The 15001-nt window shown below is 57.4% G+C and carries 13 protein-coding genes, 1 tRNA gene and 1 pseudogene; 10 read left to right on the top strand and 5 right to left on the bottom strand.

Annotated features, from left to right (window positions below):
- Positions 1 to 143 precede the first annotated feature (143 nt).
- Complete coding sequence (locus APT89_RS09475) at positions 144 to 470, top strand: hypothetical protein (RefSeq protein WP_045630641.1); 327 nt, start codon at positions 144 to 146, stop codon at positions 468 to 470.
- On the opposite strand, the pseudogene APT89_RS09480 reads toward APT89_RS09475, so the two are convergent.
- The 3 genes and pseudogenes from APT89_RS09480 to APT89_RS09490 all read right to left on the bottom strand — a co-directional run bounded on the left by APT89_RS09480 (position 448) and on the right by APT89_RS09490 (position 2671).
- A pseudogene (locus APT89_RS09480) lies at positions 448 to 1267 on the bottom strand (DUF4225 domain-containing protein). The gene APT89_RS09475 and the pseudogene APT89_RS09480 sit on opposite strands and share 23 nt — an antisense overlap.
- 519 nt (positions 1268 to 1786) lie before the next feature.
- Positions 1787 to 1862 (bottom strand) — tRNA-Phe (locus APT89_RS09485).
- 95 nt (positions 1863 to 1957) lie between these two features.
- Complete coding sequence (locus APT89_RS09490) at positions 1958 to 2671, bottom strand: DUF554 domain-containing protein (RefSeq protein ID WP_028014391.1); 714 nt, start codon at positions 2669 to 2671, stop codon at positions 1958 to 1960.
- Positions 2672 to 2852: 181 nt separating this feature from the next.
- On the opposite strand from APT89_RS09490, the gene APT89_RS09495 reads away from it, so the two are divergent.
- Positions 2853 to 4991 (top strand): ornithine decarboxylase, encoded by a 2139-nt coding sequence (locus tag APT89_RS09495; protein ID WP_060572366.1) that lies wholly within the window; start codon positions 2853 to 2855, stop codon positions 4989 to 4991.
- 44 nt (positions 4992 to 5035) lie between these two features.
- Here APT89_RS09495 and APT89_RS09500 read toward each other — a convergent pair whose 3' ends face one another.
- Together APT89_RS09500 and APT89_RS09505 are read right to left on the bottom strand one after the other, a co-directional pair.
- Positions 5036 to 5728, bottom strand: coding sequence for a response regulator (locus APT89_RS09500; RefSeq protein ID WP_047364560.1), 693 nt, complete (start codon positions 5726 to 5728; stop codon positions 5036 to 5038).
- The gene (locus APT89_RS09505; protein ID WP_060572174.1) at positions 5718 to 7343 is read right to left on the bottom strand and encodes an ATP-binding protein; all 1626 of its coding nucleotides are present in this window, start codon (positions 7341 to 7343) and stop codon (positions 5718 to 5720) included. Before APT89_RS09505 ends, APT89_RS09500 begins: the two co-directional genes overlap by 11 nt.
- Positions 7344 to 7688: 345 nt before the next feature.
- On the opposite strand from APT89_RS09505, the gene APT89_RS09510 reads away from it, so the two are divergent.
- Genes APT89_RS09510 through citG form a run of 8 tightly spaced genes read left to right on the top strand, consistent with a single transcriptional unit; the run spans position 7689 to position 14997 of the window.
- Positions 7689 to 9050 carry a 2-hydroxycarboxylate transporter family protein gene (locus APT89_RS09510; RefSeq protein ID WP_060572177.1) on the top strand — a complete coding sequence of 454 codons (1362 nt, stop codon included), beginning with the start codon at positions 7689 to 7691 and terminating at the stop codon, positions 9048 to 9050.
- Between the two features lie 17 nt (positions 9051 to 9067).
- The gene (locus APT89_RS09515) at positions 9068 to 9931 is read left to right on the top strand and encodes a fumarylacetoacetate hydrolase family protein (RefSeq protein ID WP_045630636.1); all 864 of its coding nucleotides are present in this window, start codon (positions 9068 to 9070) and stop codon (positions 9929 to 9931) included.
- A 10-nt stretch (positions 9932 to 9941) separates the two neighbouring features.
- A complete protein-coding gene (citC, locus tag APT89_RS09520; protein ID WP_060572179.1) occupies positions 9942 to 10964 on the top strand; it encodes a [citrate (pro-3S)-lyase] ligase in 1023 nt (340 codons plus the stop codon).
- A gap of 16 nt (positions 10965 to 10980) precedes the next feature.
- A complete protein-coding gene (gene citD / locus APT89_RS09525; protein ID WP_028014384.1) occupies positions 10981 to 11274 on the top strand; it encodes a citrate lyase acyl carrier protein in 294 nt (97 codons plus the stop codon).
- A complete protein-coding gene (gene citE / locus APT89_RS09530) occupies positions 11271 to 12146 on the top strand; it encodes a citrate (pro-3S)-lyase subunit beta (protein ID WP_060572181.1) in 876 nt (291 codons plus the stop codon). Before citD ends, citE begins: the two co-directional genes overlap by 4 nt.
- Before the next feature lie 10 nt (positions 12147 to 12156).
- Entirely contained in the window at positions 12157 to 13680 is a 1524-nt protein-coding gene (citF, locus tag APT89_RS09535) for a citrate lyase subunit alpha (RefSeq protein WP_060572183.1), read from the top strand.
- A complete protein-coding gene (citX, locus tag APT89_RS09540; RefSeq protein ID WP_060572186.1) occupies positions 13677 to 14216 on the top strand; it encodes a citrate lyase holo-[acyl-carrier protein] synthase in 540 nt (179 codons plus the stop codon). The genes citF and citX overlap by 4 nt, the downstream gene beginning before the upstream one ends.
- A complete protein-coding gene (gene citG, locus APT89_RS09545) occupies positions 14194 to 14997 on the top strand; it encodes a triphosphoribosyl-dephospho-CoA synthase CitG (protein ID WP_060572189.1) in 804 nt (267 codons plus the stop codon). The genes citX and citG overlap by 23 nt, the downstream gene beginning before the upstream one ends.
- The last annotated feature ends 4 nt before the right edge of the window (positions 14998 to 15001 follow it).

Here is a 15001-nt window from a genome sequence, read left to right on the forward strand (position 1 = left end):
GTCAGTTTTCGAGCGTATACTCTAAGATATCTTCAACTCGTTGATATATATAAATTTGACGAATATCGTCAGGTAGCGATTTATCCGCCAAATTAAGTTAAACTTCGTCACAGGTTTCAGTGAGTTATGGGACGGATAACAGAATGACCAGCGAAGAGGCACTTTTAAAATCAGGTTTTAGCAAACGAGATATTCAAAAGCTAAAAAACAATATTGAAAATTACGGTGGTTCGTTTGATAGCGTAACTCATGATCTGGCCAATCGTTTTAAGGCTATGAAGTGGATAACTATTATTGCCTTCATCATACTGGCTTTAACTCTTTTACTTGCATCTAAGGATACAAGCCTGACACTAGCACTCACGTTATTGATTGTACTACCTTTCATCTGGTATATAACGCCAGCAAAACTTGGCTACAAATCCTGGCGTTATCGTAAAATGCTGACTAATTCTGGGACGGGTCGCTGACGGACAACAGATCAAAAATAATCTTAGCTTTCACGCCATAACCCGCTATTTTCATTGTAAGCTGCGGGCGGCTCAGTGTGCTCACCTTTCGGTAATAGTCAGCAGGGAGATAACGAAACAGTCGCCAGGTACCAGGTCGCCGTAACAAGCCAAAAAAGGGTGTACGCATTAGCGGCCAGTGAAATTGATTTGTAGACACCTAACCCATTCTCACGACTAAAGCCCATAAACTCAGCTGTAGACATCGCGGCATTCGCGACCAGCCCTTCACTGGTAGTGTTGTTAGTTGCGTAGCGAGCCACTTCTTTACTGATGCTGTTTGCCCCGTCAGTAACCAGAATCGCACCAGCAAGAACCCCGAGAGGGGTCATAGTGCCTATGAGGGTAAATCCTGCGGCTATTTCAGCACCGGCCAGGACAACACTAACAGCCGAGATCACATACCCAACAATTTTGTTATTCTCTCGGATAAACTCGACTTTAGCGTAAAGCTTCGCTGCCTTCGTTCTTAATAAACGCGCTTGTTCCAGCAGGTTACTGTTTTCTTCTCTGAGAATTTTAACGCATTCCATGCATTCTTCATCTGATTTAGCCCGACGAGCTAACGTAAACTGATGTTCTATGAGGTCCCGAATTTCCTGAACAAACTTCATTCGAGTCAAACTATCGCTGAGATGAAAAGCCGACAGAGTGTTGGCTGTATTTACCAGTTTCCTGGCTTCCATATTCACCATCGTTTCCGCCCAGGCTTTATTTCTTCCACCTGAACGCATCATGTTAAGTAATGCTGCATCCATTGTAGTTCCTCTCAATTGCTTTACCGGCCTCTGCTTAGACTGATAAACGCCCCCCTGACAGCCATGCGTGCCAACGCACACACAATATAGTAGCAATGTGGTTACGGTGTCTGAAGTAGAAGTCGCTTTTTACAGCTTCGTTCCTCGGCCTACTTTACTGCTGTTAGCCTGGGACTGTTCCAGCAGTGTACGGAACGCCGACAGGTCACTTTTCAGGATGTCCCGGATGGATTTACCACCAATCATTCTAATAAAACAGTTAGCCGATGGGGTGTAATCACGGATACGTGATGCCGCTCTGTCGGGCTCTGTCCAGTTGATATGTGCATTTGTAATGCTCAAATAGATCGGTGAAGGTCAGGTTTTTCTGCTTCTGTGTGGCGGTAAAGGCGGTAAACACGCCAGTTGTACCACCGGGAAGCGGGGCCGGAGGAGAGATAAGGGTGTAACTACTGTTCAAACAACGAGTTGCTGACTCAGAAAGCAAAAACCCCCGCCGAAGCGAGGGTTATAAATAAGTGGTGCCCGGACTCGGAATCGAACCAAGGACACGGGGATTTTCAATCCCCTGCTCTACCGACTGAGCTATCCGGGCAACGGGGCGCATTAAACCCGATCTGCCCATTGCCGTCAACGAAAAATGTTGTTTTCGTTACAGACTGCGCAATCTCTCGCCATTTCGCCGCAATCTTAAGCGAAAAAGTGCGTCCAGAGCGCAGAGAGCGGCATGGCGAGCAGTAATGCGGGCAGCATATTCACCACGGCAAACATTTTGATCCCGCAAATACGTAGGCCCGTCGCCAGCAGCAGCAGGCCGCCGACGGCGGTGAAGTCCGCCATCATCGCTGGCGTGGTCAGCGGGAGAATCAAGGTGGCGCAGGTGGCAAGCGCGAGTTGAATCAGCAGCATCGGCACGCAAATCGCCGCAACGGCAACGCCGAGCGTGGTGGCGAAAATGGTGGCGGTGAAGAAATCGAGAAACGCTTTAGCAATCAATATGCTTGGGTCGCCCGTCATCCCTTCCTGCATCGAGCCGAAAATCCCGGTGCCGCTTGCACAAAACAGAATAATGATGGCGACGTAGTTCTGAATAAACGACTCGTGCGTGCCGTGTTTCGCCTTGCCCGGTCGGGCAATCAGGTTTTTGGCTTTGCCCACCGCGCTATTGATGCCTTTTTCCAGATAGCAAAACTCGCCAATCAGTGCGCCGAGCAGTGTAGCCAGCACCATGACGGGCAGGTTGGCGCATTTGATCACTAAAAGGATGCCGATGCCTAAGGATGCCAGGCCGAATATAGAGGGCATGGATGAACGGATACGCTCCGGCAGCCGCTGACTCAACACTGCGCCCAGTACGCCGCCCAGCAATACGGCTCCGGCGTTAATAAATGGCCCGATAACCACAGTTAACTCCTGTTATTTACTCATTGATATTGCATTATTATGGCACGTCAGGGCTGCGCGAGCCTTAGCTTTGGGTGGTTTCGTGCATACTGATTCCTTCTTGCGCGTGAAAATAAAAAGTGACATGATTGCGCGAATTTTCTCCTCCCTGTCTCACCGCTCGGTGAGGGTATTTGCGCTTATGAAAACCATGAAAATTGCCGTCAGCCATGAGCTGGTATCCAAAGTTTCTACGCACCGTGAAAAGGTGACGCTGGATAACACCGATTTCACCGATGTGGCGGCAGTCGTCATTACCGTTGTTGAAAGCTACAGCGGCATTCTCGCGTTGCTGAAGCGTACGGGCTTTCAGCTACCGGTGTTTATGTTCGCGCAAGAGCCTGGAGAGATGCCTGATGGCGTCACGGCGATTATCTCGGGTAAAGCTCAGGAGTTTCTGGAACTTGAGAGCGCCGCCTGCCGTTACGAAGAGGAATTGCTGCCGCCTTTTTTCGATACCCTGAGCCAGTATGTAGAGATGGGCAACAGCACCTTCGCCTGTCCAGGCCACCAGCACGGGGCTTTTTTCAAAAAACACCCGGCAGGGCGACAGTTCTATGATTTCTTCGGTGAGAACGTGTTTCGCGCCGACATGTGCAACGCCGACGTTAAGCTGGGCGATCTGCTGATCCACGAAGGCTCCGCCAAGCACGCGCAAAAGTTCGCGGCGAAGGTATTCAACGCGGACAAAACCTACTTTGTGCTGAACGGCACGTCGGCGGCCAACAAGGTGGTGACCAACGCGCTGCTGACCCGCGGCGACCTGGTGCTGTTCGACCGCAACAACCATAAATCTAACCACCACGGCGCACTGATCCAGGCGGGCGCCACGCCGGTGTATCTTGAGGCGGCGCGCAATCCGTTTGGCTTTATCGGCGGGATCGACGAGCACTGCTTTGATGACGCGTATCTGCGGGATCTGATCCGCGAGGCGGCGCCGGAAAAGGCCGAGGAGGCTCGCCCGTTCCGCCTGGCGATCATTCAACTGGGCACCTACGACGGGACGATCTACAACGCCCGTCAGGTGATCGACAAGATCGGCCATCTGTGTGACTACATCCTTTTTGACTCCGCGTGGGTGGGCTACGAGCAGTTTATTCCGATGATGGCGGAAACGTCTCCGCTCTTGCTGGAGCTTAACGAGAACGATCCGGGTATTTTCGTGACCCAGTCGGTGCATAAGCAGCAGGCCGGGTTCTCACAAACGTCGCAGATCCATAAAAAGGATAACCACATTCGCGGTCAGGCGCGTTTCTGCCCGCACAAGCGGCTGAACAACGCGTTTATGCTGCACGCCTCCACCAGCCCGTTTTATCCGCTGTTTGCGGCGCTGGACGTGAACGCCAAAATTCACGAGGGCGAGAGCGGGCGCAGGCTGTGGGCGGAGTGCGTCGAGCTGGGCATTGAGGCGCGCAAGGCCATCATCGCCAACTGCCATATGATCAAACCGTTTATTCCGCCGGTGGTGGCGGGGCGGCCATGGCAGGATCACCCCACGCAGGTCATCGCGAGCGAGCGTCGCTTCTTTAGCTTCGAGCCGGGGGCCAAATGGCACGGGTTTGAGGGCTATGCGAGCGAGCAGTATTTCGTCGACCCGTGCAAGCTGCTGCTGACCACGCCGGGCATTGATGCAGAAACAGGTCACTATACCGATTTCGGCATTCCGGCGACCATTCTCGCCCACTACCTGCGCGAAAACGGCATCGTGCCGGAGAAGTGCGACCTCAACTCGATCCTGTTCCTGCTGACGCCTGCCGAAAGCAGCGAGAAGCTGGCGCAGCTGGTGGCGATGCTGGGGCAGTTTGAGCAGCATATTGAAGACGACACGCCGCTCGCCGACGTGCTGCCGACCATCTACCAAAAATACCCGGTGCGTTACCGCGACTACACGATCCGTCAACTGTGCCAGGAGATGCACGATCTCTACGTCAGCTTTAACGTGAAGGATCTACAGAAGGCGATGTTCCGCCGGGAAAGCCTGCCCGCCGTAGTGATGAACCCGCAGGATGCCAACCAGGAGTACATTCGCGGGAAGGTGGAGCTGGTGCGTATTCGTGACGCTGAAGGGCGCATTGCCGCCGAAGGTGCGCTGCCGTACCCGCCAGGCGTGCTTTGCGTGGTGCCGGGAGAAGTCTGGGGCGGGGCGGTACAGCGTTACTTCCTGGCGCTGGAAGAGGGCATTAATATGCTGCCGGGCTTCTCGCCGGAGTTGCAGGGCGTTTACAGCGAGAAGGATGCGGACGGGATTAAGCGGCTGTATGGGTACGTATTGAATGTCTGAACGTAGGCCCGGTGGCGCAAGCTTACCGGGCCTACAATACTTCGTCAGGCTTCTGCGCGGCGGTACATCCTCCTCGGATGCCCAATTTTCCCGTACAGCATCTCCACCGTCAGAAAACCCACCTCCACGCAGTGTTCCAGATAGCGTCGGGTGGTGGTTTTACTCAGCCCCGTCTCGCTCACCACCTCATCCACCGTAAAGCAGTGCGCCGCCTTGCTGTTAAACAGCGTTTGCACCCGCGCCAGCGTGTTCTCCTCTATTCCCTTGCTGCCGTTGTCCAGACGATAGTTTTTCGCCTGTAACTGATAGAGTGAATCCACGTTCTGCTGGTCAACAATCTTCCAGACCCGCTGCTGTTCGGCAAACTGCACAAAACGCTCCAGCGACTGGCTGAGCCGCTTCCAGGAGACCGGCTTAAGGATATAGTCAAACGCTCCGTTGCGAATCGCCTGGCTGCAGGTGTCCATATCGCTGGCGGCGGTGATGAAAATCACCGAGCAGTTGGCGCGGGCCAGCATCGGGTTGCTGATAAGGGTGATGCCTTTGCCGTCCGGCAGGTAGTTATCCAGCAGCATCAACTGCGGCTGTTTACTCTCAAGCTGAACCTGCGCGTCGGCCAACGACGCGGCAATCCCCACCAGCCTCAGGCGCGGATGTTTACCGATAAGCTCCGCGTGCAGCTGTGCCAGTTCGTTCTCGTCTTCAACAATCAGTACGTCGATAAGTTCATGTTGCATAGTCGGTATATTCCAGTTGCCGGACGGTTCCCGAGGCCGGGATAAACAGTGAGAAAATGGTCCCGTGCGGCATGTTATCGGCAACTTCTATTGTGCCGGCAGCCTGCGTGACGTAGCTTTCGATCAGATACAGGCCAATCCCGTGATCGCCCCGCTTTTTGGTGGTGATGCCGCGTTCAAATATCCGGTCACGGATCGCCGGGGTAATGCCAACGCCCTGGTCGGCCACTTCAATAATCAGCTCCTGCTCGCTGAGTTTTATCAGCACTTCCACCGGCGCATGCGGGAGCGGCGATCGCTGCGTCGCTTCGATGGCGTTATCCAGCAGGTTGCCAATAATCGAAATCAGCTCTTGCTCTCCCAGCGGCAGGAACGGTTTGTCCAGCCGACAGGCCGGGTCGAAACTCAGCTCGACGCCTTTCTCACGCGCGCGGGCGGCTTTTCCCAGCAGCAGCCCGCAAAGTGTCGGGGAACTAAAGCGGGAGGAGATAAAGTCCAGCAGCTCCTGAGCATGCTCCGACTGCGCCTGAATGTAGCGAATGGCCTCTTCATAGCGGCCCATATGCAGCAGGCCGGAGAGGGTGGTCATCCGGTTCAGCTGCTCATGACGCATAATGCGCAGGTTATCGACGTAGCGTTTTACCTGGCTGAGCTGGCTGCTGAGAGAATCGATCTCGTTGCGATCGCGGAAGGTGATCACCCAGCCCTGCAGCGACCCCTCAAGCATGATGTGCACCCGGCTGGCAATCACCGTGAGATCGTTAAAGCGGCAAATCTCGTCATGGGTATCTTTCGCCAGCATCGTCTGCGTGTCGAAGAACGGGACCGGATCGATCACCTGGCTTATCAGCTGCCCGCGCAGTTCCCGGGCCGGCTGGCTCAGGCCCAGCAGCTTGCGCGCCGCCTGGTTGATCACCTCTATGCGCCGTTCGTTATCAATGGCAATCACGCCTTCGTAGATGGACTCCATCATCGCCTTTTGCTGGCGCACCAGCAGACCGATCTCTCGTGGCTCCAGGGAGAAGATCTGCTTCTTAATACTACGGGTAAAGAACCAGGAGAAGACAAAGAGGGCGATCAGCAGCAGCACGGCGGCAATCAGGATATTGACCACTTTACTGACGGTAATGGTGTCCAGGTAGCTGGTGAGATAGCCAACTGAAACAATGCCGACCACCTGCCCGGCGTCGTTGAAAATGGGCGCTTTACTGCGCAGTGAAATGCCCAACCCGCCTTTACGTATGGTTGTCGTGCTTTTCCCCTGCAATACGGCTTCATTGTCGCCGCCGACCAGCGTCGTGCCCACCCTGTCGGCAAAGACGGAGTGAAAAAGATGCCGTCCCGTATTATCGCCAATGACAATAAAGCTGGCGTCGCTGTGCGCGGCCATTTTCTGCATGAAATCATGAATGGCGTTGATATCTTTTTGTTCAACTTCAGTACGCAATGACGGAATAAGCGCAATCTCTTCTGCCTGTATTTTAGCGCGCGCACTCATTTCCTGATAAAGCTGTTTTCCGACATCGGCATAATAATATCCGCCCAGCAGCACAAAAAGTACTGAGAAAAAGGCAACCAGCGAAATAAACAGCTTAATCTGGAAAGAGACTTTCATAACTATCACGCAAAGTAGCGGCAAAGATCGTCAATATATCATCTTTTTTCATGCGGATGTCCGCTTTGCGGGAAACTTGTGATCCCTTGCACAGCAAGGCCTGTAAATGATTTATCCAGAAGGCTTATGATCTTCATGCTGCTACGTTAAATGTTATTTGGGCGTTCAATTCAGAAAAGAAACCATAAAAACCACGATAATAAATAAGGCATAAATCACATTAAATAAAAGAAACCATAAAAACCATAGCTGCCATTAAAACTTCGCTTTTAATATGCCATTCCTCACATAAAGTAGGCCTTTGTGACTCTAAGCTGAACGCACAAAATAACTAAGGGGCTTATTATGAGCACAACTGACGATTCTTTCTCTGTTACCCACGACCCGATTGAAATTCAGCGGCCATCCCTCAAGGAGCGGTGGTGGCATATTATGGATACCTGGAAAATCGGGATTATTCCTCTGCCGCTGTTCGTTCTGGCGGGCGCGCTGATTGCGATTGATTGCCTGGGCGGAAAGCTGCCGAGCGATATCGTGGTGATGGTGGCGACGCTGGCCTTCTTCGGCTTTGCCTGCGGTGAGTTCGGCAAACGCCTGCCGATTGTCGGCAAGCTTGGTGCGGCGGCGATTTGCGCCACCTTTATCCCTTCCGCGCTGGTCTACTACGGTTTGCTGCCGGACGTGGTGGTGGAATCCACGACCAAATTCTACAAATCCACCAACATTCTCTACCTCTATATCTGCTGCATTATCGTCGGCAGCATCATGAGCATGAACCGCACGGTGCTGATTCAGGGCTTCCTGCGCATTTTCTTCCCGATGCTGTGCGGTGAAATCGTCGGCATGATTGTTGGCATGGGCGTGGGGCTGGCGCTGGGCCTGGAGCCGTTCCAGATCTTCTTCTTTATCATTCTGCCGATCATGGCGGGCGGCGTCGGGGAAGGGGCGATTCCGCTTTCCATCGGCTATGCCACCCTGCTGCATATGGACCAGGGTGTAGCGCTCGGCCGCGTGCTGCCGATGGTCATGCTCGGCGGGCTGACGGCAATCATCATCTCCGGCTGCCTGAACCAGTTCGGTAAACGCTACCCGCACCTGACCGGTGAAGGCCAGCTGATGCCTAACCGCGCGAATGCCGATGCCACCGTCTCTCAGCCTGCGTTTTCCGGTAAAGCGGACGTGACGACTATCGCCTCCGGCGCGCTGCTGGCGGTGCTGCTGTACATGCTGGGCATGCTCGGCCACAAGCTGATTGGCCTGCCTGCGCCCGTTGGCATGCTGTTTATGGCGGTGCTGGTGAAGCTCTGCAACGGCGCCTCTCCGCGCCTGCTGGAGGGCTCGCAGGTGGTGTACAAATTCTTCCAGACCTCCGTGACCTACCCGATCCTCTTCGCCGTTGGCGTGGCCATTACCCCGTGGCATGAACTGGTGGCCGCCTTCACGCTGACCAACCTGCTGGTGATTATCAGCACCGTCTCCGCGCTGGTGGCGACCGGGTTCTTCGTCGGCAAAAAGATCGGTATGCACCCGATTGATGTCGCCATCGTCTCCTGCTGCCAGAGCGGCCAGGGCGGTACCGGCGACGTGGCGATCCTGACCGCAGGCAACCGCATGAGCCTGATGCCCTTCGCCCAGATTGCTACCCGTATCGGCGGGGCGATTAACGTCTCTGTCTCACTGCTGATTCTGGGCAACTTCCTCGTCTAAGTATTCAGGAAAAAACAATGAAACTCGCAAGCTTTTTATACCAGGGAAAACGCAGCTACGGCATCGTCCAGGCCGAGGGCGTGATTGATTTAGGCCGCCGCCTGGGCGACCGCTATGGCGACCTTAAAGCGCTGCTGCAGGGCAACGGGCTGGCGTTGGCCACCCGTTACCTGAACGACGCGGTGGATGTACCGCTGAGCGCCATCACCTTCTTACCTGTGATCGTGCAGCCGGAAAAAATCCTCTGCGTGGGCATGAACTACGCCGACAAGCGCAAGGAGTTTGACCAGCACAACCCGGCCCCAACGCTGTTTGTCCGCTTCCCGGACTCACAGACCGGCCACAACGAGCCGGTGCTGAAGCCGCGCCACTCCAGCGAATTCGACTACGAAGGCGAGCTGGCGGTGATCATCGGTAAGGGTGGGGAGAACATCAGCCGCGATGACGCCCTGCGCCACGTGGCGGGCTACAGCTGCTACATGGACGGCTCCGCCCGCGACTGGCAGCACACCTGGTTCACCGCCGGTAAAAACTGGCGTCAGACCGGGGCGTTTGGCCCCTGGATGGCGACGGCGGATGAGATCCCGGACCCGCACAGCCTGGCGATCCGCACCTGGCTTAACGGCCGCATGGTGCAGGAGGACAACACCAGCAGCATGATCCACAAGGTCGCGGAGCTCATCGAGTACATCAGCACCTTTACCCGCTTAAGCCCGGGCGACGTGATCATCACCGGCTCCCCGGGCGGTGTGGGTAAAAAGCGTAACCCGCCGCTGTTTATGAAAGAGGGGGATCGCATTGAAGTGGAGATCGAGCATATCGGTCATTTGAGCAACGTGATTGTTGAAGCGCCAGCCGTCGGGCTTGCGGCGGCACACTGAGAAAGGCGGCATGAACAGTCAACCCATCGATTTTCGCCAGACGCTGGTGGCGAAACACCCGGAACGCTTAAGCCAGATCCGCTACCTGCTGGCAGACAGCGGCCTTGGCCTGGACAACGACATCACGCTGTTTGTCGAAGCCTGGTCCGGCGCGCAGCTGGTGGGTTGCGCAGGACTTGCCGGCAACGTCATCAAATGCGTGGCGGTCAACGAGCAGCTTCGTGGGGAAAACCTCAGCGCGCGGCTGCTGGCAGAGGTGGAAAATGCGGCGCTGGAGCGCGGCCATTTTCACCTCTTCCTCTGCACCCGTCCGTGCAACCGGGAGCGCTTTGCCCGCAGCGGCTTCTGGCCAATTGCCCAGAGCGGGAACAACGCGGTGCTGATGGAGAACACCCCGCAGGGGATCGCGCGCTACTGCCGTACCTTAAGCCGGATGCGAAAGGGCGGGGAGAAAACTGGCGCGATAGTGATGAACGCCAATCCGTTCACCCTCGGCCACCGCCATCTGGTGGAGCAGGCGGCGCAGCGGTGCGATGCCCTGCATCTGTTCGTGGTGCGTGAAGACGCCTCGTTCTTCCCGTTCAGCGCGCGTCTCGAGATGGTGCGCGCGGGCGTAGCCCATCTGCCGAACGTGGTGGTGCATGAAGGCTCGCAGTACATCATCTCCCGCGCCACCTTCCCGGCCTACTTCCTGAAGGAGACCGGCAAAGTGCAGCAGGCGTGGAGCGAGATCGACGTGCTGATCTTCCGGGACTTCATCGCCCCGGCGCTCGGCATCACGCACCGCTTCATCGGCTCGGAGCCTTTTTGCGACATCACCCGCCAGTACAACCAGACGCTGCATGACATGCTGGCCTCGCATATCGAAGTGGTGGAGATGCCGCGCATCAAGGCCACCGGCAACGCCATTTCGGCGTCCGAAGTTCGCCGTTTACTCAAGACACAGCAGTTTTCCCGGATCCGGGAGATTGTCCCGGACTCCACCTTCGCGCATCTCGAAACACACTATCGTGCGAGTGCGGAAGTCGCATAACTATCAGGAATTTATCATGAATATTGTAAGGGAGGCGCTGGCCGGAACGCAGGAGTCCAGCGACCTGATGGTGAAAATCGCCCCCGCTCACGGCGAGCTGGAGATTGTCATCCACAGTGAAGTGATTAAGCAGTTTGGCGAGCAAATTCGCCAGGTGGTCAACGACACGCTGCGCGCCATGAACGTGCGCCAGGGATTAATCATTATTGAAGACAAAGGGGCGCTGGACTGTGTTATTCGCGCCCGCCTGCAAAGCGCGCTGATGCGTGCCGCCGATGAACAGGCCATCAACTGGGAGGCGCTGAAATGAGCAAACTCCGCCGCAGTATGCTGTTCCTGCCGGGCGCCAACGCCGCCATGCTTTCCACCGCGTTTATCTACCGCCCCGACTCCATCATGTTTGACCTTGAGGACGCCGTCGCCCTGCGTGAGAAGGACACCGCCCGCCTGCTGGTATTCCACGCGCTACAGCACCCGATGTATCAGGATATCGAAACCGTGGTGCGCATTAACCCGCTCAGCACGCCGTTTGGCCTGCTGGATCTGGAAGCCGCCGTGCGCGCGGGTGTGGACGTGATCCGCCTGCCAAAAACCGACACCCCGGACGACGTCTACGAGCTGGAAGGCCATCTTGAACGCATTGAACGCGAGTGCGGCCGCGAGGTCGGCTCCACCCGCGTGATGGCGGCGATTGAATCGGCCATTGGCGTCATCAATGCCGTGGCGATTGCCCGCAGCTCCCCGCGCCTCATCGGCATCGCGCTGGCCGCCTTTGACTACGTGATGGACATGCAGACCGAGCGCGGCGACGGCACCGAGCTGTTCTATGCCCGCTGCGCCGTGCTGCACGCCGCTCGCGCCGCGGGCATCGACGCCTTCGATGTGGTGTGGTCAGACGTTAACGACGAGGCTGGGTTCCTTCGCGAGGTCGATCTGATCCGCAAGATGGGCTTTAACGGCAAATCGCTGATTAACCCGCGCCAGATTGACCTGCTGCACAACGCCTACGCCCCGACGCAGGAAGAGGTGGATCACGCCAAAAGGGTGATTGAGGCGGCAGAAGAGGGCGAGCGTAACGGCCTGGGCGTGGTGTCGCTCAACGGCAAAATGGTGGATGCACCAATTATTAACCACGCGCAGGTGGTGCTGGAGCGCGCGGTGGCTTCCGGCGTGCGTCGGTAAGGATAAGACAATGAATCAGACTGAACTTCTCCACGTAAACTTCCCCCATCTGCGGGACCTGATACCCTTTGATACTGCCCACAGCGCGACGCCCTGGCTGGCGGATAGTGACGCGAAGCACAACCGCAAGCTCTGTGCCTCCCTTGAAGAAGCCGTAGCGCGCAGCGGCCTGCAGGACGGGATGACTATCTCCTTCCACCATGCCTTTCGCGAAGGCGACCGGGTGATCAACACCGTTGTGGCGCTGCTGGCGCGGATGGGATTTAAAAACCTGACGCTGGCCTCCAGCTCGCTGATGACCTGCAACGACGCTCTGATCGAGCATATTGAAAGCGGCGTCATCACCCGGATTTACACCTCGGGCATGCGCGGCAGGCTGGCGGACGCCATTTCCCACGGGCTGATGGACGAGCCGGTACACATTCACTCCCACGGTGGGCGAGTGAAGCTGCTCCAGGACGGCGAGCTGAATATCGACGTGGCGTTTCTCGGCGTGCCGTGCAGCGATGCGTTTGGCAACGCTAACGGCACGCACGGTAAATCGTGCTGCGGCTCGCTCGGCTACGCGATGGTGGACGCGCACTTTGCTCGCAAGGTGGTGCTGCTGACCGAAGAGCTGGTGCCGTTCCCGAATATGCCCGCCAGCCTGGTACAGGACCAGGTGGACTACATCGTGCAGGTCGAGAGCGTGGGCGACCCGGCGAAAATCAGCGTCGGCGCGGCGCGCGTCACCAGCAACCCGCGCGAGCTGATGATCGCCCGCTATGCGGCGGACGTGATCGAGCATTCCGGCTACTTCAAGCCGGGCTTCTCGATGCAGACCGGCTCCGGCGCGGCGGCCACCGCCTGCACCCGCTTTATGGAAGAGAAGATGGAGCGCAGCGGCGTAAAGGCGCGCTTTGCGCTCGGCGGCATCAACGGCAGCCTGGTGGATCTGCACGAGAAGGGGCTCATCGAAAAGCTGCTCGACACCCAGTGCTTTGACGGCCAGGCGGCGGCTTCGCTGGCGCGCAACCCGAACCACGTGGAGATCTCCACCAATGTCTACGCCAACCCCGGCAGCAAGGCGGCAAGCTGCGACCAGCTCGACGTGGTGATCCTCAGCGCCCTGGAAATTGACGTTGATTTCAACGTCAACGTCATCACCGGCTCCGACGGCGTGATGCGTGGCGCATCCGGCGGGCACTGCGACGTGGCGGCGGCAGCCAACCTGACCATCGTGGTCGCGCCGCTGCTGCGCAGCCGCATCCCCACCGTCGTGAAGCGGGTGACCACGCGCCTCACGCCGGGCGAAAGCATCGACGTGCTGGTTACCGATCACGGCATCGCGGTCAACCCGGCGCGCCCGGAGATCCGCGAGCGGCTGCTGGAGGCCGGGTTGAAGGTAGTGGACATCAGCGCGCTCTATGAGCGGGCGATTTCCCTGACCGGCGTACCGAAACCGATTGAATTTACCGACAAAATCGTCGGGGTGATCCGCTACCGCGACGGCAGCGTGATCGACACCGTACGACAGGTGAAGGAGTCAGTATGATTTTAGCGACACCCGTGCGGGCGGGTGTCAGCCTGGAAGAACTGCTGGCGGCGAAAGAGCGTCGCGCAGCCCGTCAGGCTGACATGCTTGAGCACTATAAACAGCCGGTGATCTCCCTCACGCTGGTCACGCCAGGGGAAATCAAGGACAGCCTGCGCTATCGCAACACCATGGGCGTGGCGCTCCAGATGTGCGACCAGCTGCTGTGGGAGAACCGCTGGCAGGTGCTGGACCGCCAGGTGCTGTGGCTGCCCACCGGACCGGAAGCCTTGTGGTGCGTCGCCCATCCGGCGGCGGAAATCAAAGCGCACTGCGCGGAACTGGAGCAGACGCACCCGCTCGGCAGGCTGTGGGATCTGGACGTGATTTGTCCTCAGCATGGCCACGTGGGGCGTCAGTCGCTGGGGGCAAACCTCAGGCGCTGCCTGATCTGCGACGAGCCCGCGCATGCCTGCTCCCGTTCGCGGCGCCATCCCGTTGAGCAGGTTGTTTCCCGCGTGGAGAAGACGATCGATGACTGGTTTGCTCGCGACTAAACCGCGCCCGGTTGACGTGCCCGGGCTTGCCGAAGCGGCGCTGTGGCAGGAGCTGGAGCTGACGCCCAAGCCTGGGCTGGTGGACAAGCTTAACAACGGTTCCCATCGCGATATGGACCACGCGCTGTTTGTCCGTAGCATTGCGGCGATTACGCCGTGGTTTGCCCGTTTTGCGGAGCTGGGCGAGGCACATGCGGACAAGCCAGCCGCTCAGCAGCTGCGGATTATCCGCCCGATGGGGATGGCCTGCGAGCAGGCGATGTACGCCGCGACGAACGGCGTGAACACGCATAAGGGTGGGATTTTTGCTCTCGGCCTGCTGTGCTTCGCTGCCGGGCGTGTGAAAAATATCTCCGCCAGCAGCCTCTGTTGTGAGGTGAGTAACATCTGTAGCGGGCTGGTGTCGCGGGAGCTGGCAGCGCGCAGCGGGCAGGCGACGGCGGGCGAGCGGCAGTTTCAGCAGTACGGCTTAACCGGGGCGCGAGGCGAGGCGGAGAGCGGCTTTGCGACGGTGCGTAAGGCGCTGGGGCAGTGGAACGGACAGTCGCTTCACGACCTGCTGTTGCGCCTGATGGCGGTCAATCAGGACAGTAATCTCGTGTCGCGCGGCGGCATTCAGGGGCTGCGCTACGTTCAGGGCTATGCGCGGGAACTGCTGGCTAACGGCTGGGATCGCGAGGCGTTGCTTAAGATGGATAAGGCACTGATTGAACGAAACCTGAGTCCGGGCGGCAGCGCGGATTTGCTGTCGGTGGGGTGGGTGCTCTCTGCAATAAAATAGCCGG

This window comes from Enterobacter sp. 50588862, from assembly GCF_001462935.1.
Classification (GTDB): Bacteria; Pseudomonadota; Gammaproteobacteria; order Enterobacterales; family Enterobacteriaceae; genus Enterobacter; species Enterobacter bugandensis.